The 21,323-nt window shown below is 54.6% G+C and carries 15 protein-coding genes; 5 read left to right on the top strand and 10 right to left on the bottom strand.

Annotation, left to right across the window (positions count from 1 at the left end):
* Nucleotides 1-50 precede the first annotated feature (50 nt).
* From ABJ205_RS13920 to ABJ205_RS13910, 3 genes are all read left to right on the top strand, one after another.
* The gene (locus ABJ205_RS13920; protein WP_348156683.1) at nucleotides 51-611 is read left to right on the top strand and encodes a DUF924 family protein; all 561 of its coding nucleotides are present in this window, start codon (nucleotides 51-53) and stop codon (nucleotides 609-611) included.
* Nucleotides 612-773: 162 nt separating this feature from the next.
* Nucleotides 774-1,994, top strand: coding sequence for an NADP-dependent isocitrate dehydrogenase (locus ABJ205_RS13915; RefSeq protein WP_348156685.1), 1,221 nt, complete (start codon nucleotides 774-776; stop codon nucleotides 1,992-1,994).
* Between the two features lie 155 nt (nucleotides 1,995-2,149).
* Complete coding sequence (locus ABJ205_RS13910) at nucleotides 2,150-3,913, top strand: cation:proton antiporter (RefSeq protein ID WP_348156688.1); 1,764 nt, start codon at nucleotides 2,150-2,152, stop codon at nucleotides 3,911-3,913.
* On the opposite strand, the gene ABJ205_RS13905 is transcribed toward ABJ205_RS13910, so the two are convergent.
* The 9 genes from ABJ205_RS13905 to smpB all read right to left on the bottom strand — a co-directional run bounded on the left by ABJ205_RS13905 (nucleotide 3,914) and on the right by smpB (nucleotide 16,232).
* Nucleotides 3,914-4,072 (bottom strand): hypothetical protein, encoded by a 159-nt coding sequence (locus ABJ205_RS13905; protein ID WP_348156689.1) that lies wholly within the window; start codon nucleotides 4,070-4,072, stop codon nucleotides 3,914-3,916.
* Nucleotides 4,073-4,186: 114 nt separating this feature from the next.
* The gene (locus ABJ205_RS13900) at nucleotides 4,187-4,708 is read right to left on the bottom strand and encodes a hypothetical protein (protein ID WP_348156692.1); all 522 of its coding nucleotides are present in this window, start codon (nucleotides 4,706-4,708) and stop codon (nucleotides 4,187-4,189) included.
* Nucleotides 4,709-4,803: 95 nt separating this feature from the next.
* Nucleotides 4,804-7,461, bottom strand: a complete 2,658-nt coding sequence (gene alaS, locus ABJ205_RS13895; RefSeq protein WP_348156694.1) for an alanine--tRNA ligase — start codon at nucleotides 7,459-7,461, stop codon at nucleotides 4,804-4,806.
* A gap of 323 nt (nucleotides 7,462-7,784) precedes the next feature.
* Nucleotides 7,785-8,840, bottom strand: a complete 1,056-nt coding sequence (gene recA / locus ABJ205_RS13890) for a recombinase RecA (protein WP_348156697.1) — start codon at nucleotides 8,838-8,840, stop codon at nucleotides 7,785-7,787.
* A gap of 155 nt (nucleotides 8,841-8,995) precedes the next feature.
* A complete protein-coding gene (locus tag ABJ205_RS13885; RefSeq protein WP_348156700.1) occupies nucleotides 8,996-10,675 on the bottom strand; it encodes a hypothetical protein in 1,680 nt (559 codons plus the stop codon).
* A 16-nt stretch (nucleotides 10,676-10,691) separates the two neighbouring features.
* Entirely contained in the window at nucleotides 10,692-12,188 is a 1,497-nt protein-coding gene (locus ABJ205_RS13880; RefSeq protein WP_348156703.1) for a DUF4139 domain-containing protein, read from the bottom strand.
* A 75-nt stretch (nucleotides 12,189-12,263) separates the two neighbouring features.
* Nucleotides 12,264-14,699, bottom strand: coding sequence for a response regulator (locus ABJ205_RS13875; protein WP_348156788.1), 2,436 nt, complete (start codon nucleotides 14,697-14,699; stop codon nucleotides 12,264-12,266).
* A 244-nt stretch (nucleotides 14,700-14,943) separates the two neighbouring features.
* The gene (locus tag ABJ205_RS13870; protein ID WP_348156706.1) at nucleotides 14,944-15,567 is read right to left on the bottom strand and encodes a DUF2062 domain-containing protein; all 624 of its coding nucleotides are present in this window, start codon (nucleotides 15,565-15,567) and stop codon (nucleotides 14,944-14,946) included.
* Nucleotides 15,568-15,749: 182 nt separating this feature from the next.
* The gene (gene smpB, locus ABJ205_RS13865) at nucleotides 15,750-16,232 is read right to left on the bottom strand and encodes an SsrA-binding protein SmpB (protein WP_348156709.1); all 483 of its coding nucleotides are present in this window, start codon (nucleotides 16,230-16,232) and stop codon (nucleotides 15,750-15,752) included.
* A gap of 168 nt (nucleotides 16,233-16,400) precedes the next feature.
* Between smpB and ABJ205_RS13860 the strand changes: the two genes are divergently transcribed.
* A complete protein-coding gene (locus tag ABJ205_RS13860; RefSeq protein ID WP_348156791.1) occupies nucleotides 16,401-18,359 on the top strand; it encodes a S9 family peptidase in 1,959 nt (652 codons plus the stop codon).
* A 15-nt stretch (nucleotides 18,360-18,374) separates the two neighbouring features.
* Here ABJ205_RS13860 and dapA read toward each other — a convergent pair whose 3' ends face one another.
* Entirely contained in the window at nucleotides 18,375-19,256 is an 882-nt protein-coding gene (dapA, locus tag ABJ205_RS13855; protein ID WP_348156712.1) for a 4-hydroxy-tetrahydrodipicolinate synthase, read from the bottom strand.
* Nucleotides 19,257-19,477: 221 nt separating this feature from the next.
* Here dapA and ABJ205_RS13850 point away from each other — a divergent pair, with 221 nt between their 5' ends.
* Nucleotides 19,478-21,316: a lytic transglycosylase domain-containing protein gene (locus tag ABJ205_RS13850; protein ID WP_348156715.1), complete on the top strand. Its 1,839-nt coding sequence runs from the start codon at nucleotides 19,478-19,480 to the stop codon at nucleotides 21,314-21,316.
* The last annotated feature ends 7 nt before the right edge of the window (nucleotides 21,317-21,323 follow it).

Genomic DNA, 21,323 nt, shown 5'->3' with positions numbered 1-21,323 from the left:
CAAAAGCGGCGCCTTTTGTGCATCTGGGATCAGTCCTTTAAACAAGAACTATGGCGATTCCCGCAACTGACCGTTGGCCTGATGAGATTCTCGACTTTTGGTTCGGCGAGCTCGGCGCAAAAGACTGGTTTTCCAAAAACGAAGCCGTGGATGCACAAATCCAAAGGCGCTTTAGAAGTCTGCACGAACAGCTCTCACAAAAGTCGCCTTCCGGCTTTCTGACCTCGCCATCAAAGGCGTTTGCCGCGATCATTCTCTTCGACCAACTGCCGCGCAATCTATACAGAAATGATCCCCGAAGTTTCGCGAGCGACCTGCTAGCCCTTGATATTGCGCGCGAATTAATAACCAAGAAGTGGGATGCAAATATCGCGCATGATCAAAGGGTATTTGCCTATCTCCCGTTTGAGCACAGCGAGAATTTGGCCGATCAAGACGAGGCGGTTCGTATGATTGAGCCCTTGGGTGACGATGATTTCACCCGCTACGCCCATACACACCGTAATGTGATTGTTCGATTTGGCCGCTTCCCTCACCGAAATACCATCTTGGGCAGGACATCGACCCCGCAAGAAAAGGAATATCTGCGCCAACCCGGCAGCGGTTTTTAGGGTCATTTCCTTTACGGCTTTTGAGCCGAAATGGGTCCTGAGCTGTGCCCTCACTTGCGCATCGCCGTTCCTCTGCTAAAGCCCCGTCACAAGGATGAAATCACACATCCGCAAATGCAAATTTATGACTGTCCCCGGGACGGAAGGAACAGGCGTCTGCCCATGCAAAAAATTCAGGTTAAAAACCCCGTTGTCGAACTCGACGGCGATGAGATGACGAAAATCATCTGGCAGTGGATCCGCGAACGGTTGATCCTGCCATATCTTGATGTTGATCTTAAGTACTACGATCTCTCCATCGAAAAACGCGATGAGACTGACGATCAGATCACGATCGATGCTGCCAATGCCATTAAAGAACACGGCGTGGGCGTGAAATGCGCAACCATCACCCCTGATGAAGAGCGCGTTGAAGAGTTTGACCTCAAGAAAATGTGGCGTTCGCCTAACGGCACGATCCGCAACATTCTTGGTGGTGTTGTATTCCGTGAGCCGATTGTCATCGACAACGTGCCGCGGTTGGTACCGGGCTGGACCCACCCCATCGTTGTTGGCCGTCACGCATTTGGCGACCAATACCGCGCGACTGACACGCTGATCCCGGGCCCGGGCAAGCTGCGTCTCGTTTACGAAGGCGAAGACGGCACGAACCTCGACCTCGAAGTGTTTGAGTTCGAAAGCTCAGGTATCGCCATGGCGATGTACAACCTTGACGATTCGATCCGTGCCTTTGCTCGTGCGTCGATGAACTATGGCCTGGACCGCAAATGGCCAGTGTACCTCTCAACCAAGAACACGATCATGAAAGCCTATGATGGCCGCTTTAAAGATCTGTTCGAAGAAGTTTTCGAAAACGAATTCAAAGAGAAGTTCGCCGAAGCAGGCATCACCTATGAACACCGTCTGATTGACGACATGGTCGCTGCAGCGCTTAAATGGTCAGGCAAGTTTGTTTGGGCTTGTAAGAACTATGACGGCGACGTTCAGTCTGACACCGTTGCACAAGGCTTCGGCTCACTTGGTCTTATGACCTCTGTTCTGATGACGCCCGATGGTAAGACCATCGAAGCAGAAGCAGCGCACGGCACCGTTACTCGTCACTTCCGTCAACACGAGCAAGGCAAAGCGACATCGACCAACCCGATCGCTTCTATCTTCGCTTGGACCCGCGGCCTTATGTATCGCGGCAAGTTTGACGAGACACCTGATGTGGTCAAATTTGCTGAAACGCTTGAGCGCGTTTGCATTGAGACCGTCGAAAAAGGTCAGATGACCAAAGATTTGGCGTTGTTGATTGGCCCATCGCAAAACTGGCTCACCACTGAGCAGTTCTTCGAAGCCATTGTGCAAAACCTCGAAACCGAGATGAAAAACTGGGGTTAACCCACAAAACCGATTGAGTTTTCGCTAGGGGCGGCTGTTTGAAACGAACAGTCGCCCCTATTGGTTTTGATGGTACAGTGCTTGGTAGTTTGATTGGCGTGGCAGTAATCGTTCTGCCCGTCAGGCAGAAGTAAGGGTGCAAAACAGAGCAATTCATGGCAGGCGAACTCACCCTCTCCCCGGTAATGCAAGATGCTCTGGTGATCCTTGGGTCAGCCGGCATCGTCATCCCGGTATTCGCCCGATTCCGGATCACTCCGATTATCGGATTCATCCTAATCGGGGTTGCTGTTGGTCCTTTTGGGCTTGGCGCTCTGGTCAACGAAGCCCCGTGGCTTGAATATGTCACGATTTCAGACCCTGAACGATTAGCCCCCTTTGCCGATTTTGGTATTATCCTGCTTCTGTTTGCGATTGGATTGGAGCTTTCCTTCAATCGCCTATGGCAAATGCGAAAGCTGGTCTTTGGCCTTGGCAGCCTTGAACTGCTTATCATCGGCAGCATTTCGGCGGCATTTTTCGGACAATACAGCGGGATGGACACAACCGCAGCCCTTGCCCTTGGCTTTGCCCTCGCATTCTCGTCCACCGCCATTGTGCTGCCAATATCGGGTACGAAAAGCCCAGTCGGCCGAGCGGCACTTTCCATGCTTTTGTTCGAAGACATTATGATCGTTCCGATCATCTTTATTCTTGGCGCGCTTGCCCCAAATGCAGCCGCAGAAGGCGTTGACGGCCTAACTGATACATTGGTCCTTGGCGGTTTAGTCATCCTCGCTTTGCTGGTCCTTGGCCGTTTCGCACTCCCAAGCCTTTTCAGCCAAGCAGCCCGCACCAAAAGTCCTGAGCTGTTTCTTGCCGCTACGATGTTGGTGGTAATCGGTGCCAGTCTTGCAACCTCCGCCACCGGACTTTCGCCAATCGTCGGAGCACTGATCGCCGGACTTCTTATTGCTGAAACCGAATACCACGGCGAAGTTGAAACCATTATGGAGCCGTTTAAGGGGCTTGCCCTTGGCGTGTTTCTGATCACCATTGGAATGACGGTCAATCTCGTCGAAATTTGGACCAATGTCTGGGAGATTTTGGCGGCTGTCATTGGATTGCTGGCATTCAAGGCGGTGATCACCGGCACGTTGCTCAAAATGATGGGCGCTCGGCGCAGCACTGCTGCGGAAACCGGTGTGTTGATGGCCAGCCCTTCAGAAACCAGCCTTATTGTTCTCGCGGCCGCAACCAGCGCTTTGGTAATCGATGCTGAAACAGCGCAGTTTTGGCAGATCGTAACCGCAGTTGGCCTGACGATTACTCCCCTTCTGGCAAAGCTTGGCCGAGTCATCGCCCGGCGGATAGAGGCAACGCCTGAACTTCCTGATGAGGACGAATATGATGCTCGAAACATCATCATTGGTGGTGGCCGTGTTGGTCGACTGATCGCCGATATGTTGTGCGAGCATGATCAACCCTATGTGATCCTTGATTCAAACCCCGACCTCATCATTGACGCCAAGCGAGCGGGATACCGTGCAACCTTTGGTGACGCTGCACGCGGGGACGCCCTTACAAAGTTAGGGATTGAGGCTGCCCCGTCGGTGGTTCTAACAATGGACGAGCCTGTCCTTGCGCAAAGGCTTGTTGCGAAATTGCGGCGTGATCATCCAGAGCTCCTCATTGTATCGCGTGCGCGCGATACCGATCATGCGGCACAACTCTACCGCGCAGGCGCAAGTCACGCTGTGCCCGAAACACTCGAAAGCTCTTTGCAGTTGTCGGAAGCAGTGCTTGTTGACATCGGCGTCGCGATGGGGCCTGTCATCGCCTCAATTCATGAAAAGCGCGACGAATTCCGGGAGAAACTTGAGATCGACGGCGGCCTTAAGGAGCCGCCCAAGTTGAGAACATCGGCGGTAGAAAGCTGATCATTCAGGCCATTTGCGCCGAGTAAGTTCGACCTCGAAATCGTTACCAGAAAAAATCTGGCTCTCACCTTCTTCAATATCAACGGGCACATTCGACCATTCTGTATCGCCCCGCGCGTCACCACAATTTGGCAAGCGGTGCTTTAAATATGCCGTCAATCTGGACCCTTACCCCTCGATCAGATCAATGGGTACGCGCGACAGAATCAATGCGCCGATGCGATGCACTAGAGCACTCCAAGCATTATCCGAAGCTGGGACACTTGGAACGGCCTATTGTCTGCGGGTAATCTCAACACGCAGACCGCCGTCTCCTTCGATGACACGTGGCTTTCCTTCTTCAAGCTCCACTTGCACTTCAAAACCAGTCACCCGTGAACCTTGTTCTGAACACGAGCCGGTTGGGCGGGTCCAGTTGGTCTCGATAGTGTATTTGGAATTGGCCCTGCCGTAACCAGGGCGCACTTGAAATTCGATCGCGTTACGCCGCAAGGCAAATCGGCTGTCCTCCAAGGGACACTGAATATCACTGTCATTGATATCAAGGCGAACCTGAGCACGATTGTAGACCGACATCGTCAAATCACCGGCCCAAAGCTCCCGATCCTGGCCCATAATGCGGACAGAGATAGTAAAGGGCTTTGCCTGCGTTCGTGCCTCAACCGCGCCTTCCTCAGATTGTATCCGGAGAGCAGCAGTGGCCGGACCGGGATCTTGTGCAGCAACAGGCACGGCTAGAGTGAGGCAACTGACAGGCAAAATCGTCGCAAGGCGAACGCAAACGCTGTTCTTCATCAATCCCAATCCTTCGATAGCTTTGATTTAAGCTCAAAAGGATTGAGATCGAAAAATTGAAAAAAGCTGAAATATTCGCGTCTTGATGGTTGCGCTTACCCAATGACGCCTTTGACTGCCGCTATTGCATCTGCCGCTTTTGCGCCATCTGGTCCGCCACCTTGCGCCATATCTGGTCGGCCACCACCGCCCTTTCCGCCAAGCGCCGCAACGCCGGCTCGCACCAGGTCGACCGCGCTGAATCGGTTGGTGAGATCATCGGTAACCGCTGCTGCTATGCTTGCCTTGCCATCATTAACCGCCACAATCGCTGCAACACCACTGCCAAGGCGTTGCTTGGTTTCATCCAGCAACGGGCGCAGTTCTTTCGGGTTCAAGCCTTCGAGTACCTGCCCGCTGAAGGCCACTCCGCCAACCTCTTCGTCAGCAGAACCCGCAGCATCACCGCCAGAACCACCACCACTAAGGGCAAGCGCTTTTTTGGCCTCGGCCAGCTCTTTCTCAAGGCGTTTGCGTTCTTCCATCAACGCAGTGATGCGGCCCGGAACCTCTTCGGGTGTTGCCCGGATAACAGACGCTGCTGACTTTAGTGCATCCTCGCGGGCCACCAGCCAATTTCGTGCAGCCTCACCAGTAAGCGCCTCGATCCGGCGAACACCGGAGGAGACAGCGCTTTCTGAAACTATGCGGAATACGCCAATATCACCCGTCGCTTTCACATGCGTGCCGCCGCACAGCTCTACGGAGTAGTTGCGTCCACCCTCATTCGTGCGGCCCATTGATAACACGCGAACCTCATCGCCGTATTTCTCACCGAACAACGCAAGAGCGCCTGCCTCCACTGCATCATCAGGGCTCATCAACCTTGTGCTGACTTCCTCATTGGCAAGGACTTCGGCGTTTACCTCAGCTTCAATCGCCGCAATATCTTCGGGCGAAAGCGCCTTTGGGTGAGAAAAATCAAAGCGCAGGCGGTCATCTGCAACCAGTGACCCTTTTTGAGTCACATGATTGCCAAGCTGACCACGCAACGCTGCGTGGACGAGGTGCGTAGCCGAATGATTGGCGCGCACTTGATTGCGGCGCCTCACATCGACTTCCAACTGAACATTATCGCCGACATTCACTTCGCCCGCGCTCACCGTTGTGTGATGCGCATGGAGCCGGCCAAGCGGTTTGCTCGTATCAGAAACCTTAGCGGCAAACCCTTCCGGAGTGCTGATCGTGCCGATATCTCCTGTTTGGCCGCCGCTTTCGCCGTAAAACGGGGTTTGGTTAGCCAAAAGGACGACGTCATCACCTGCTGATGCACTCTGAACTTCGGCACCGTCTTTGACGATTGCAACGATGCTGCCCTCGCCCGATGTCGCCACATAACCCGTAAACTCGCTAGCACCTTCCCGGTCAGCAATATCGAACCAAATCTCGTCAGAGGCCGCCTCACCAGACCCCTTCCATGCTGCGCGCGCAGCCTCTTTTTGGCGGGTCATCGCGGCATCAAATCCGCCTCGGTCCACTGCAATGCCGCGAGCGCGAAGGGCATCTTCCGTCAGGTCATATGGGAAGCCGTATGTATCATAGAGTTTGAACGCGGTTTCGCCGTCAAGCTCACCACCTTCACCCATGGCTCCGGTCGCTTCGTCGAGAAGTTTCAGACCTTTATCAAGCGTCTTGCGGAACTGCGTTTCCTCACGCAGCAGCACCTCTTCAATGAGCGCCTGACCACGGCCAAGCTCTGGGTAAGCCTGCCCCATTTCAGTCACAAGCGACGGTACAAGGCGGTGCATCAATGGCTCGCTTGCACCGAGCAAATGGGCATGACGCATTGCGCGGCGCATAATCCTGCGCAGCACATAACCGCGGCCCTCGTTTGAAGGCAGGACACCGTCGGCCATTAGGAAAGAGGTTGAGCGCAAATGGTCAGCAATGACGCGGTGCGACGCGGTGGTTTCGTCAGTCGCGGCGACACCGGTCAAACCTTCCGAGGCGGCAATCAACGCTTTGAATGTATCAGTGTTATAATTGTCATGCTCGCCTTGCATCACGGCCGCGATCCGCTCGAGACCCATACCTGTGTCAATCGAAGGGCGCGGCAAATCCCTACGCGTGCCGTCCGCCCCTTGGTCGAACTGCATGAAGACCAGGTTCCAAATCTCGATGAAACGGTCGCCATCTTCATCCGGGCTTCCGGGAGGGCCTCCGGGAATATGGGCGCCGTGGTCATAGAATATTTCTGAACATGGCCCGCATGGCCCAGTCTCGCCCATCGACCAGAAATTGTCATTGGTCGCGATGCGAATGATGCGATCTTCGGGCAGGCCCGCGATCTTGCGCCAAAGTTCGAAAGCTTCATCATCGGTGTGATAGACCGTAACGAGGAGTTTCTCAGCCGGAATGCTCCATTCGCGGGTCAACAAATTCCAAGCATTGTGGATCGCTTGTTCTTTGAAATAGTCGCCAAAGGAGAAGTTACCTAGCATTTCAAAAAACGTGTGGTGACGCGCTGTATACCCCACATTGTCGAGGTCGTTGTGCTTGCCGCCGGCCCGCACGCATTTTTGAGATGATGTCGCGCAAGGCCCCGGAGGCGTTTCAAGCCCGGTAAACACGTTCTTGAACGGCACCATCCCCGCGTTCACGAACATGAGTGTCGGATCGTTGTAAGGAACGAGCGGTGCACTGGGCACAGAAACGTGCCCCTCGCCTGCAAAGAAGTCGAGGAAAGAGCGACGGATATCGTTTGTTGAAGTCATGTCTGTTGCTGAACCACTGAATGTTATGGCGTGCAGGTAAGCCATGGACTGGACAGCGACAAGTGAAAGCTCATCACTGATTTTCGATCACTGTATTCATGTTGCACTCGGGCACATTCAGAAGCGGCTTAGGACACGCCTTACCAGCATACGAAAAACCGGCGCAAACCTGCATTCCGCCCGCAAAGGCAGAAGCGATTTACGCCGGTATTCCGTGTTTCCGGGCGGCGACACGCTAGGTCTCGCTCCTGTGCTGCTCCCATCCAAGTTGGACCATTGGACCAATTCGAGGCGTTAGGAGCGCCCGCTTAAGGATGTGAGTTTCAGTCCGCGTCCGGACCGGTCATCATCTCCTCGGCGACCTCATCGGTTTTACCGCGAATGGCGGCTTCCAATTTGTCGCAAACTTCAGGGTTCTCTTTGAGATAAAGCTTAGAGTTTTCGCGCCCTTGGCCAATCCGAACGCTGTCATATGAATACCAGCTGCCCGATTTTTCAACAACGCCAGCCTTCACGCCAAGGTCGAGTATCTCACCAATTTTGGAGATGCCTTCGCCGTACATGATGTCGAATTCGACCTGCTTGAAGGGCGGTGCAACCTTGTTCTTCACAACTTTGACGCGGGTCGAATTGCCGATCACCTCATCGCGGTCTTTGATCTGACCAGTGCGGCGAATATCGAGACGAACCGAAGCGTAAAACTTAAGCGCGTTACCGCCCGTCGTTGTCTCCGGGTTGCCGTACATCACACCAATTTTCATACGCAGCTGATTGATGAAGATCACCATGCACTTCGAACGATTGATCGAACCGGTGAGCTTACGCAGCGACTGCGACATCAAACGCGCCTGAAGGCCGACGTGGCTGTCGCCCATTTCGCCCTCAATCTCAGCCCGCGGCACCAGTGCCGCCACTGAATCGACCACCAGAATATCAACCGCATTTGAACGGACCAGAGTGTCCGTAATCTCGAGCGCCTGTTCGCCAGTATCGGGCTGCGAGACGATCAGCTCATCAATGTCGACGCCCAAAGCCTTGGCATAAACGGGATCAAGCGCATGCTCAGCGTCGACAAATGCCGCCGTGCCGCCTGCCTTTTGCGCTTCGGCAATGGCATGCAATGCAAGCGTCGTCTTACCGGAGCTTTCCGGGCCGTACACTTCGACCACGCGCCCTTTTGGAAGGCCGCCAATACCAAGCGCAATATCAAGGCCAAGTGACCCGGTTGAAATCGATTCAACCTGCATCGCCTCTTTCGAACCCAGCTTCATCGCTGAACCCTTACCAAATGCACGGTCAATTTGTTGAAGAGCAGCGTCCAACGCTTTTTGACGATCCACGTCTTTTTCCTTGTCTACCAGCTTAAGTTGCGTAGCCATCGCATGCACTCCTTCGCTTGCATAGGTCCGATTAAGCACTTTTAACCGGCCATCTGGGAAAGCCTGATTGCCAACCCCTGTAGGAGAGCATGTACGCCATTTGTTCCATTAGAACAAGTGGGGAACAGAATTTTTTTCAAATAGGTCGTTTGGAGCTATTGTGAGCTCTGTACACTCCAGCGGATTTTGCGCGTTTCATACGGGCCAAGCACTATGCTGCCTACGACGTTCCCATCCTTGGTTTCAATTTCATCGTTGGGCCAACGCACGCGCCATGCGCCGCCACGGCCCAGAACAATACGCGCCTTTACGCTGTGCCCGTTGGCATTGGTAAGTTCGGCTTCAATCTCTCGCCAATTGCCCTCATCACGAACGTCACGATAGGCAATCATTGGTGCGCAGCTGGCGCTGACGTGCTGACTTTGCCCAACATCAAGCTCGATATCTTGACCTACCGCATAATCGCGCAGAGCATTTTCATTCACCAATAAAGGACCGAATGAGCTAGGCTCGAACAAATTGAATGCTCCTTGGGGCAAGGCAATGCCTAACCCTTGCTCAGTCTCATTTTCAGTTTGAAGAAGGATCGTGGCTCGCCGGATATCGGTCATTGGATTGCGGCGAACCATTGTCCAGGCTTCGCAACTGATTTCATAGATATAGCGCGCGCTTACTTCATCACGGTTCAGGAAGGCGACCTGCTTGATCCCTTGTGCGCTGACCGTCACGCGTTCGGGGACACGGTAGAGTTTAAGGTCCCCCAATTGCTCTTCTGAAGCTTCCATCACCTCAGCGCTGATAGCGGCCACAGCCATGGGCGCTGCTTGCAAGTTTTCGGAGCGCTTTCGAGCGGTGACTACGATGGCGCGGCCATCTTCATAGCCTGCCTCATATTCCGCCAAGGAAAGAGGGTTGGCATATCTGGGAATAGCCGATCCAGCCGCCGTGCTGCCAATGGGATAGCAGGATAGTCTCAAGGGCTCGCCGCGAGGGGGGCTCGCCAAGCCTTGATAATCACTCACAACGTTAAGCTCGCCAGCCACCACCAACAATTGTGCATCTACAAAGCTTTGGGCGTTGTCATTGAACACGGTTAGCCAGCTAAGCACGCCCATCTCAAAATCATCAGAACCGCCCTTGTCTTTTAAGGACGCGATGTAATTGGCCTGCCAATCAAAACCCCACGAAAGATAGGTTAGCGTCACCTCATAGGTGCCGCCATTTTCGTCGCGCGTGTCGATTGAGAAAACGGGTTGAGCGGATAATCCTTCGGGAACACGGTCAAAGCCTAGGGTTTCGGCGATCCCGGCGCATCGCACCGCCTCAAAGCTATCGCCGGTTTGCAATACAAGGCCGCCATCTGCGCGGGTGCGCACAACCGCTTGCTCCGATACGGCCTCTCCGGTCGCGGGATTGGTACGCGTGATCGTAATGCGGTTCCCAAGTGCACCGTTTACAAGCGCGGCAGGCGATAAAAGCTCGGCATTGCGGTTCTTTTCAATCGTGCCGCCGGGTAGGCCGGTAACGATTGCGCTGACCCCCACCATGCCTTCAGCAACCCCTTCGAACCGGATCGTGCTTTCACCAGGGGGCAATGTCACTCTGCGGGCCTCGCTGATCATCGCAAATCCGCGCGGGTTCTTTGTGTTCATCTCCTCATCTTTGAGCCTTTCAGGGTCGCGGTAGATCGTGACTGAAAGGTCGCTAGGAGCATCGGCATATACGATTGCGCGCTCAGCAGGGACGCCATCCGATTGAGCCAATGCTGGCATTGAAGTGAGCCCGAAAGCCAGCAATGCGCCAAGCGCTGCTATGAGGGAAGAGGAACGCATCATGCGGTGCCCCCCCCGGTCAGTAACGCGTCTCGTAGACGACCCTTACCACCCGTTTGCCCTCAGCAGGCACAGGTACGATCCATTTGCGGAGATCCGCATTGATCTGCTTGCCTTCGATATCTTCGCTGATAATCCGATAATCATTGGCCCACCAATATCGCATCAGGCCTGATTGGGTGAGATCCACTTCGGCGGCTTGTGATTTGGCATTGGTAAGCGTGTAGCGCATCGTCGTGCGGTAGAAGCGCTTGGGGCGCTCAACATCGTACTGGCGCGTTACTTCGCCATCTTCGACCACGCGGTACCGGACGGTACGCTCCCATTCGCTTGAAGTGATTTTCTCGCGGGATTCGACTTCGGCTTGAACACTGATGTCAAAAGCGGCGCCCGTTTGAAGCAAAAGTTCGCTGCCCATTGGAGTATGGCCAAGGCCGTTTTCACCGATGAATTGCGGCGTGCCTTGGTTGTCGCGTTGATAGAAACGCACCGTGCCAGCAGGCAGCGCATCGCCCAGCCCCTGATCACGAGAGGTTGAGAAGGATATGCCGCTTGAAACGTTAACCGGGCTGCTTTCATTGGCAAGCCAGCCAATATTGCGCGTATAGACTTTGCGAGCGGGAACGCCTTGCACGTCAAGGAAGCTCACCTGCTTGGTTTGCGCATTGGCAATCGTTGTGCGATCGGCAATGGGGTAGAGATAAAAATCCCCTAGCCGCTCTCGATCAGCAGCCTCTGTGCCAAGCGATAGAGCGCCCAAATTCGCTGAACCACGCCTTCCTCGCCCATTGCTGAGCGGATCGCCAGCAACCAACAGTGTGTTTGCGCGGTGAAAAGTGGTTCCCGTATTGTTTGTCAGCGTCACCCAGCCCTGCATATCAATGGTGCTGTTCTCTTCATTGAACAAAGCGACATAATCCGCGCTCCACCCGAGGCCGCCCGACAAATAGCGGATCGAGACAGGACGGCGCCCCGATCCCGAACTTTCCAGATTGACGGAGAGCGTTGGCCTAGCGCGCAAGTTTGTAGGCACTTCATCAAAGATCACGCGTACCGGCAAGCCATCGTCGCGCAATACCTCGATTCGGTTGCCAATCTGCACAACAACACCGCCCGCAGTAGACAGCACTTTGGCCCGCTCGCGCGTTTCGCGCCCTGTGGCGGGGTTTGTCCGGAGTAAGGTCACAGTCTCGCCAATGGCCTTATCCATCAGCTTGCCCGGCGTCAGCAGATCGAAATCGAAATTCTGTTCGATGATCGTGGTTCGCGGAGCATAAAAGCTCAAAGTTTGTGGACTTATGCTGGCAGAAACATCAGGCAATTCGACGCGGCTGCGGCCCCTATCAATATCAATCTGACGCACATCTTGGATGAGCGCGCGATTGGAATTATAGATCGTGACCGAAACATCGCCCTGAGCGGTTACTTCGCCGTTCGCATTGGTCGATTGCGATGCTGCTGCGGAACCCATGAGCGCGCCCGCGCTCAATGCTAGAATCCATTTTGCTTGTTTCATGCAACCTCCCCAAATGCCTTAAACAAATCTTGCGATTCTCAGGCTTTACGCGATATGAACGCGCGTCCCAGCCGATTAGTCGACCTTTTCTGCGCGTGCTTGAGCCATGACCATCGCGACCTTATCAGTAATCGCGGCGACGCTGAATGGCTTGGGCAAGAAGTGCATGTGCGGCACATCAATATCGTTGCGCAAAGCTTCTTCTGCATAGCCCGACATGAAGAGCACAGGGATGTGCGGATGCATCTTGCGTATCTCGCGGACCATCGCTGGACCATCCATCCCCGGCATTACCACGTCGCTAACGACAATATCAAAACCACTATCAGCTTGGATTGCTTCCAATCCGTCTTCGCCATCGCTGCACGCCGTGATTTGATAGCCTGCTCGTACAAGTGCGCGTTCGGCGACGGCCCGAACCATATCCTCGTCCTCGACCAACAGGACCCTACCCCCTGCAGACCATTCCGACGATGTTTCGGGAGCCTCAACCTTGCGTCGCTGCGGCGCTTCGCCAGCGTGGACTGGTAGGTAAATGGTAAAGCGCGCGCCCATCGGGCGGCCCGATGTCGTCATCACATTGTCGGCAAAGATAAAGCCGCCCGTCTGTTTCACAATGCCGTAAACGGTCGAGAGGCCAAGCCCCGTGCCTTTGCCCAATTCCTTGGTTGTAAAGAACGGCTCGAACAGTTTCGGCAAAACCTCGGCGGGAATGCCGCCGCCATTATCCTGCACAATAAGAACCGTATAGTCGGCAGCTGGCAAAATCTCAGAGCCAAACTTTACCACCTCGTGCGATTTGACGCTGCGGGTAAGAAGAGAGATACGCCCCTGCCCGTCTTGCTTGCTCGTGCGGCCATGGGCCCCATTGGTGTTGATTGCATCACGCGCATTCACAGCGAGGTTCATGATGACCTGTTCAAGCTGTTGTGGGTCTGCGCGCACCTGACCAAGGTTGCGATCATGTTGAACGTGATAGTCGATTTTCTCGCCAAGCAACCGCTTGATAAGGGGCCCCACTTCGCTGATCACATCGGGCAGTTGCAAGATCTCTGGCCGCAAGGTTTGCTGGCGCGAGAATGCCAGCAACTGCCGCGTTAGCGCAGCTGCGCGGTTGGAGTTGGCTCGTATCTGCTGGATATCATCATAGTCGCTATCGCCCGGCGTATGGCGCAGCAACATCAAATCGCAAGTGCCAATTATTGCCGTCAGTACATTGTTAAAGTCATGCGCAACACCGCCTGCAAGCTGACCCACCGCCTGCATCTTAGTGGCCTGTGCAACTTGACGTTTGAGCTGCGTCTCCTCCGAACTGTCCGCGAGGCTAAGCAATACGGCCGCTTCACCCAGCCCGCGCACCCCAGCGAGGCCCATTGAAACTGGTTCATCCACTTGCGAGCTTAGGCGCACAGCCATATCGCCTCTGGTCGCAGGGCCGCGCCCATGTCGGCGCACCGCATCGGAAAGCGGCGTTTTATCTTCGCGCACCACGAGGTCCGTCGGGAATGCAGGCAATTCGCCCTCACCCCGGCCCACCGATCTCAAGAAAGCCTCATTGCCAAACAAGAAACGCCCATCGCGATCCGTCATGGCAAGTCCCAACGGCAATTGCGCGAGGAGTGCCTCCAATTGCGCGACGCCCGCCTGCGCTGAACCATCCCAACCGCTGCCAACACCAACGCCGCCATCCACTAGAAGCATCAGCGTTGCGCCGTCCTCTGGCGTTGGCGAGGTACCTGCGAGCGCAGGTTCTGAAAGCGGCACATCGATCAAGGTTTGCGGAGTTCCGCTGCGCCCCTCACGGGCGAAGAAGATGCGCTCACGTTCATCAGCGCGCAAAAACGACACGAGCTGTTGCCCAGCTAAGGTTGCTTCCCGGTCGCCCACGGCTCGTTCCGCAAAGCCTGCGCCAACGCTGCGGATGGTCCCATCTGGGCCCGTAATCGCTGCTTCGATACCTGCCCGGCTTAGGATGCCGCTCAGCGGTCCAGACAAATCAACCTTAAGCGCCTCGCTCGCGGTGGGCACGACCTTCATTACCAAACGCCAGATTAGGTGATCGTCACCGCGGCCTGCTCTTGTTGCGCGAACGCCCCAACTGCGAAGCTTACTGTCATTAAACTCTTCAATCACCGCCTCGCCATCACGCCAAGCGTTGCGCGCAGCACGATTAAGAGCTTCAAGAGCTGGCCGCTCAGCATCCAGCATTGGCGGCGCAGCCTTGGTTCCGAATGCGGCAAGAAACGCCTTGTTCGCGCAGACAAGCCTATTGGCCCTGTCAGTAATCGCAATCGCGTGAGGAACGGCGTCGTTTTCCGATTCAATCGCAGCAACGGTGACTGACCAGTCAGGAGTGGCGATTTCGGCTTGCTCTTCTGCGCCAGAAAACCGTTCAGCAGCAAACACCCCAAGCAAAAGCACAACAAGACCGCCGAAATAAACCCCCGTTATCACCGGGTTGAGGGTGACTGCGAAAATAAGGCCTGCGCTAACGAAAAGCGCAACCCCCATTGCAACAAACAAAATCGTGTTTGGCTTTCCAGTGAGGTTGTTGGTTGCGCCGACGAATTGCGTCGCAGAGTCAGTCTCCCAACGTGAAACTGGGCCAGAAACTGGGCCAGAAACTGGGCTTTCCTCAATTTGTGCAGATGTGCCGGTCACGCTTTTCCCGCTCACGCTCTTAATTGCCATAATCTAAAATCTAAAGAGACACCGAACCAGCAAAGCCAGCGATAATCTCGTCTGACCAAGACTATTACTTCGAGCCGTGCTCATGGTCGAGGCTTGCTGTCTCAGGATTGAGACGTTTTGCCCGTTTGCGTGCAAGTTTGCGGCCGACAATCATGCGCCATATGCCACCAGCTGCGAGATAACCCACAGCTGAGGTAACAACGGCCAGGACAAAGAAACCCATTACGGTCACGCCAGCCACCTGAAACGCATCGACAATATAGACCCACAAAGTGCTCTCGGCTTGGGTCATAACAATTTCAGTAGCGGTTGCATCAATGCGCAGGACAAAATTGCCGACCCTGTTTGCAACCACAGCCCAAAAAGCAATGGTGAACGGGTTTGTGACAAACGTCACTGCGGCTGCCAAAGGAACATTCGCCCGTGCCGGCCAAGCCAGAAACGCCGCAAGAAAAATCTGTCCCACCGGGATGATGAACGCAGCAAACAAGCCCAACGCCACACCGCGCGGAACAGAGCGACGAGTAAATCGCCACAACTCCGGGTTCAAAAACCGATGAGCAATCGGGGCAAGATATTTGTTCTTAGCCATCGCCTCACGGTCAGGCATCGTGCGCCCAAGGCGATCTTTCATCCAGACAATTGGATTGGGAAAGAAACCAGGAGATGATGGTGAGTGCACGCTCATCTACATGCCCACCTTGTGCAATCGCACCAATGCGCTGCAAAATGAGAGCTGAAAAGAGAAGCTTGGTCCATCATGATCATTCATATGGGTAGCACGGGTCATCTGACCAATGGGTGAATTAGAATAGCGTCAAAATTACTTTGTTTTGCGACAAACTGATGACGGCATGCGACTAAAACCGATCAAGATCGCTCTCGCATCAGCCGCGCTTTGTCCCGTTTCCAGTCGCGATCCTTAATACTCGCCCTCTTGTCGTGGGCCTGTTTACCCTTGGCAAGGGCGAGCTCCACCTTTGCGCGGCCGGTGCGATTGAAATAAATCGAGAGCGGCACCAGCGTCATGCCCTTGCGCTCGATCGCGCCAAACAACTTGTTGACCTCGCGTTCGTGGAGCAACAATTTGCGCGGCCGCTTTGGCTCATGGTTCAAGCGATTGCCGTGGCTGTATTCGGGCAGGTTGGCATTGACCAGCCAAACCTCGCCATCGCGCACCTCGGCGTAACTTTCCGCGATTGTCGCCTGTCCAGCCCGCAGTGCCTTTACCTCAGTGCCCTGCAGCGCGAGTCCTGCCTCAAATTTGTCCTCGATATGATAATCGTAACGCGCACGGCGATTTTCCGCGACGACTTTGGTCTTGTCGAAAGTTTCAGGTTTAGGGCGAGCCATAGTGGGGGTGCCTCTAATCAATAGAGAGCGAAATGGGAAGGCTATTGCACATGCACGGCCCAAATATCGCATTCGGAATCGCGAGCAGAGTTGCGGTTGCCAAATTTATGCATCCTGATAAGTTTTTCGGCAATATTACGGCGTTAAAGGGGCAATGACGTGAGAAAAATGCTCGAGATTACTAAGACTTTTCTCTTTAGTGCATTGATGTTTGCTGGACTTATTACTGCACCAAGTTCAGCATCGACGCCCCCTGCCCCTCCGCTTAGCGCGTATGGAGAACTCCCTGCAATCGAAGATGCCGTCCTCTCGCCATCGGGAGAAAAGCTTGCTGCCTTAATGACGGTTGAAGGCAACCGCATGTTGGTAGCATTTGGAGCCGACTATCAAGTCATCTCGATCACAAATGTGCAAGATACGAAGGTGCGCAATTTCCGCTGGATTGGTGACGATCGTCTGTTGCTCACGCGCGGCGTAACCAAAAGCCTCGGCTTTGGCTTCACCACCGACAAACATGAATTCTCACAAGCGCTCATAATTCCCATCGATAAATCTGATGAAGGCAGCCTCGTGTTTGGCAATAAGCACGGTATCGTGAATGCCGTCTTTGGTTTTTATGGGATCCGTGAGATCGACGGGAAACAGTATGGCTTCTTTGGCGCCGTAGAATTGGCCAGAGATGGCGGAGGCGACTACTTTTTCGACCATGGCCGTCCATCTCTTTACCGCGTCGATTTCGAAAGCCAAAAGTATAAACGGATAGCATTCGCGCCCCGCGCGGGAATGAATAGCGATTGGTTGGTCGGTAAGAACGGTGAATTGGCCGCAACCTTCCTGATGAATCGAGAAACCGGCGAATGGACGGTTCGCAATTCGCGCAATAACATCATCGCCAAGGGCCGCTCAGAACTGGGAAGAGGAGGACTGATAGGTCTTACGCAAGGCGGCGGATCGGTCATCTACTGGCAAGCAGAAGAAGATGGGTCGAGGCGGTGGTTGCAAGTGCCACTTGCTGGCGAAGAACCAACACCATTCCTCGAAGGGGTCGATGTTGAGCGCCTGTATTTCAACCGTCAAACCGGCGAACTTGAAGGCTATCTTGAAGAAGGCAACAAACCCCGGCCGGTGTTCGACGATGAAAGTAAAGCCGAAGCCATCAGAAAGACCGAAGCCGCATTTGCCCGACATAGTATGTCGATCATGGATTGGACCGATGATTTCAGCAATGTGATCGTTCGAACCACAGGACAAAAAGACAGTGGCACTTGGTTCAAAGTCGATGTCGAAAATCTAAACGCCAAGGCCTTTGCCTATGAACGCGAGGCGATCGGGCCAGCACAGGTTGGGCCGTTCTCGACCTTTGAATACACCGCTACTGATGGTCTTGAAATGGACGGCATCTTAACCCTCCCGCCTGACCGCGAAGCGAAGAATTTGCCGGTTGTTATGTTCCCTCATGGCGGTCCGCATGCCTATGACAGCGAACAGTTTGATTGGTGGGCGCAGGCCTTCGCCTCACGCGGTTATGCAGTGTTCCAACCCAACTTTCGCGGTTCCACCAATCGCGGCCTTGCCTTTATCGAGGCAGGTTATGGCGAATGGGGCAGAAAGATGCAGACCGACATTTCGGATGGCCTCGCAGCGCTAGCCGAAGCTGGAATTGTTGATCCAAACCGCGCCTGTATCGTGGGCGCAAGTTATGGCGGATATGCAGCGCTAGCAGGGGTGACTTTGCAGCAAGGGCTCTACAAATGCGCCGTTGCGGTCGCCCCGGTTAGCGACATTCGGCGTGCCTATCGTGAAGATTATCGGGCCAGCGGCAAGCGCCGTACAACGCGCGAGACTTTGCGCAATCAGCTGGGAGACCCTGACACTTGGGATGCAGTCTCGCCTCATCGGCACGCAGAAAATGCGGATGCACCTATCCTGTTGATTCACGGAAAGGATGACACAGTGGTACCCTTTGTCCATTCGTCAAAAATGGCCGATGGGCTCAAAGATGCTGACAAACCGCATCGACTGATTGCGCTGGATGGGGAAGACCATTGGCTTTCCCTCTCCGAAACACGCCAACGCATGTTGGACGAGGCAGTTGCCTTTGTGGAGCAGCATAATCCCGCGCAGTAAGCACGAGGGATGCGCTTAAACCAATCCAGCATGCTCCAGCGCCGCATCCACTGCCTTGCGTGAGCTTTCCGACGCCTCAACGATTGGTAAGCGGACCGAAGGCGAGAACCATTCCTGCACCCGGCTCAGCGCATACTTCACCGGTGCCGGTGATGCATCAGAGAACATCGCATAATGCAGCGGGAACAGGCGGTCATTGAGCTCACGAGCGCGCTTCAATTCGTTATTATTTATCGCCTCTTGGAATTCGGCACAAAGGGCCGGCGCGACATTGGCAGTCACCGAGATTGCTCCCCTGCCGCCCGCTGCATTATGGGGAAGCCAAAGCTCATCATTGCCTGACAATTGGCAAAAATCGCGGCCAATACCCATGCGGTGATCGGCAACACGGCTGAGATCGCCGCTGGCATCCTTGATCGCAACAATTTGCTCCGGGTATTTCTTGACCAGTTCAACTACCGTCTGGTCTTCGATATCGGTCACTGTTCGTGCGGGCACATTGTAGAGCACAATCGGCAGTTCACACGTTTCAGCAAGATAACTGAAATGCGCGATCAATCCTGCTTGGCTTGGGCGGTTGTAATATGGTGCGACACAAAGCCCTGCTGCCGCGCCCGCTTTCTTCGCAAAGTTCATATGCAAGGCGGCATTACGTGTATCGTTGGAACCGCACCCTGCAATCACTGGCACACGGCCCGCGGCCTGTTCGATGCAGACTTCGATGACCCGGTGATGTTCTGCATTGGAAAGCGTCGATGCTTCCCCGGTGGTTCCGCAAGGCACCAGAGCGGAGCTACCGTTCTCGATTTGCCAATCGACAAGCTTGCGAAATGCGCTCTCGTCAAACGATCCGTCGCGAAAAGGAGTCGCTAGAGCGGGAATGGAACCGCTGAACATTGTAATAATCCTATATTGAACAATAGTCGTGAAATTGGTTGAAGGGGCGTCAACCACCTCTTCGTTCAGCGCCTACTAAGGAGCCCAGCGGCATTATGTCCAGCATGGTCAGAAATTTACTTACCTCACCCATTGCTTTGACAGCTCTTGCAGTGTGTTCAATCGGAGCCCTTTCTACACCGTCATCTGCGCAAATAGGTTCCGCTAATCAGCGCGCAAATATGGTTGCAAGCCAACCGCAGTTTGCCGGTGCAGCAATCAATCGGTGGGAGCAATTGCAAGGGCAAGGAAATTACTCCTTCGCGGCCTATGGAGGGTTTGCGCTGAAGTATCCGGACTTTCCGCGGATGGAGATTATTCGCAGCAAGGCCGAAGATCGGCTTGGCGAAGAAGCGCCTTCTCAAGCAGAAATCCTCGCCTTTTTTGACACCTATTCTCCGCTCACAAACGCAGGACGTGCGCGCTATGCTTTGTCTCTGGCAAGCGCTCAACGTGCAGATGCCTTTGATGTTGCACGCGAAGCTTGGCGCGGCGGCGAAATGTCAGGGCCAGCGGAAGCTTATCTTATTGGGTTATTTGGATCGCGTTTTACCCCTGCAGATCATGCAGCGCGCGTCGATGCTTTGCTGTGGCAGGGTCAGGCCGAAGCGGTTGAGCGTAACCTAATCAATTTGGATCCTTTGCAGCGTGATTTGGCGTTGGCGCGGCTCGCTCTTGTCAGAGGCTCGACCCCGCAGGCAGCAGGGCTCTCCACTCCGGCGGGCGCAATGAACGACGCTGGCTATGTTTATAACCTCGCCAGTTACTACCTGAAACGCGGGAATCGTTCGGCTGCGATCAACCTTTTAAAAAACCGCCCCCAATTCACATCACCCGCATTCAATGCAGAGGAATTGGTCGGGGCAATGCTGACAAGCGCCAAGGCGGCAAATATCTCTGACACGGTCCAGATTGCGAGCAAGATCGACGACCTGTTCGCGCCAGGTACAGATATTTCCAAAGGATCTTTCCGCTTACGTGACCGTTACACTGATCTTATGTGGAAAGGCGGCACGAACGCGCTTTGGCGGATGGGCAGCGGGTCAACTGCTGCGCCTTTATTCGATCGTTATGGCGATGCAGCCCGCACTCCATTGACCAAATCCAAAGGATATTTCTGGGCTGGTCGCGCCGCGCGCCAAGCCGGTCTCAATGCCGAGGCGCAAACCTATTTTGAAAAGGCCGCCAAATATCCGCATTATTACTACGGACAGCTCGCACTTGGGGCACTGAACCGGCCAATGCCGACATTTGCCGAGCTACCAGACGTTTCTATGGATGAGGCAGCTCGCGCGGAATTTGAAGCTCGCCCCCTTGTGCAAGCGATCCGCTCAATTGCAAGTAACCGATTAAAATGGCAAACAGAGCGCCGTTTTTTCCAAGCTATTGGCGCAAGTGCCAAGACGCCGGAAGATGTGGCCAAGTTCAGCCAGCTCGCAGCGCAAACGGCATTGCCAGAAATGGCGGTAGTGCTCGGCATGGAAGCCGGCGCAAACGGGATCAAAGGTGTTGAACGAGCAGGTTTCCCCATTGTCCCTACCCCTCGGGTCAACGATTGGACGATGGTCCACGCCATCGCGCGTCAGGAAAGCGAGTTTGACCGCACCCGCAAAAGCCACGCAAACGCCATCGGCATGATGCAGCTCTTGCGCAGCACAGCGCGCGAGGAAGCGGGCATTCTTGGCATCCAATATATGAGCGCGTCGCTGACCGAAGATCCGCTCTACAACATCACATTGGGCGATGCGCACTATGCGCGGCGGATGGATCTTTACGGCGGGGCCTATCCGCTTGCAGTGGCAAGTTATAACGCTGGCCCCGGACGGGTTCGTCAATGGGTGCGCCTCAACGGCGACCCTCGAAACGGCAGAATAGATTGGGTCGAATGGATCGAGAAGATCCCAGCCAATTTCGAAACCCGCTATTATGTGATGCGGGTGATCGGCAACGCGGTGACATATTCGCATATGTACCCACAAGAAGCAGGCCTGCCCCGCACGGTCGACCGCTTCTTGCCATAACCCCGCA

Origin of the sequence: Erythrobacter sp., assembly GCF_039988855.1 — a bacterium.
Classification (GTDB): domain Bacteria; phylum Pseudomonadota; class Alphaproteobacteria; order Sphingomonadales; family Sphingomonadaceae; genus Erythrobacter.
The sequence above is the reverse complement of the archived record's forward strand: the minus strand, read 5'-3'. Positions and strand labels throughout refer to the sequence as shown.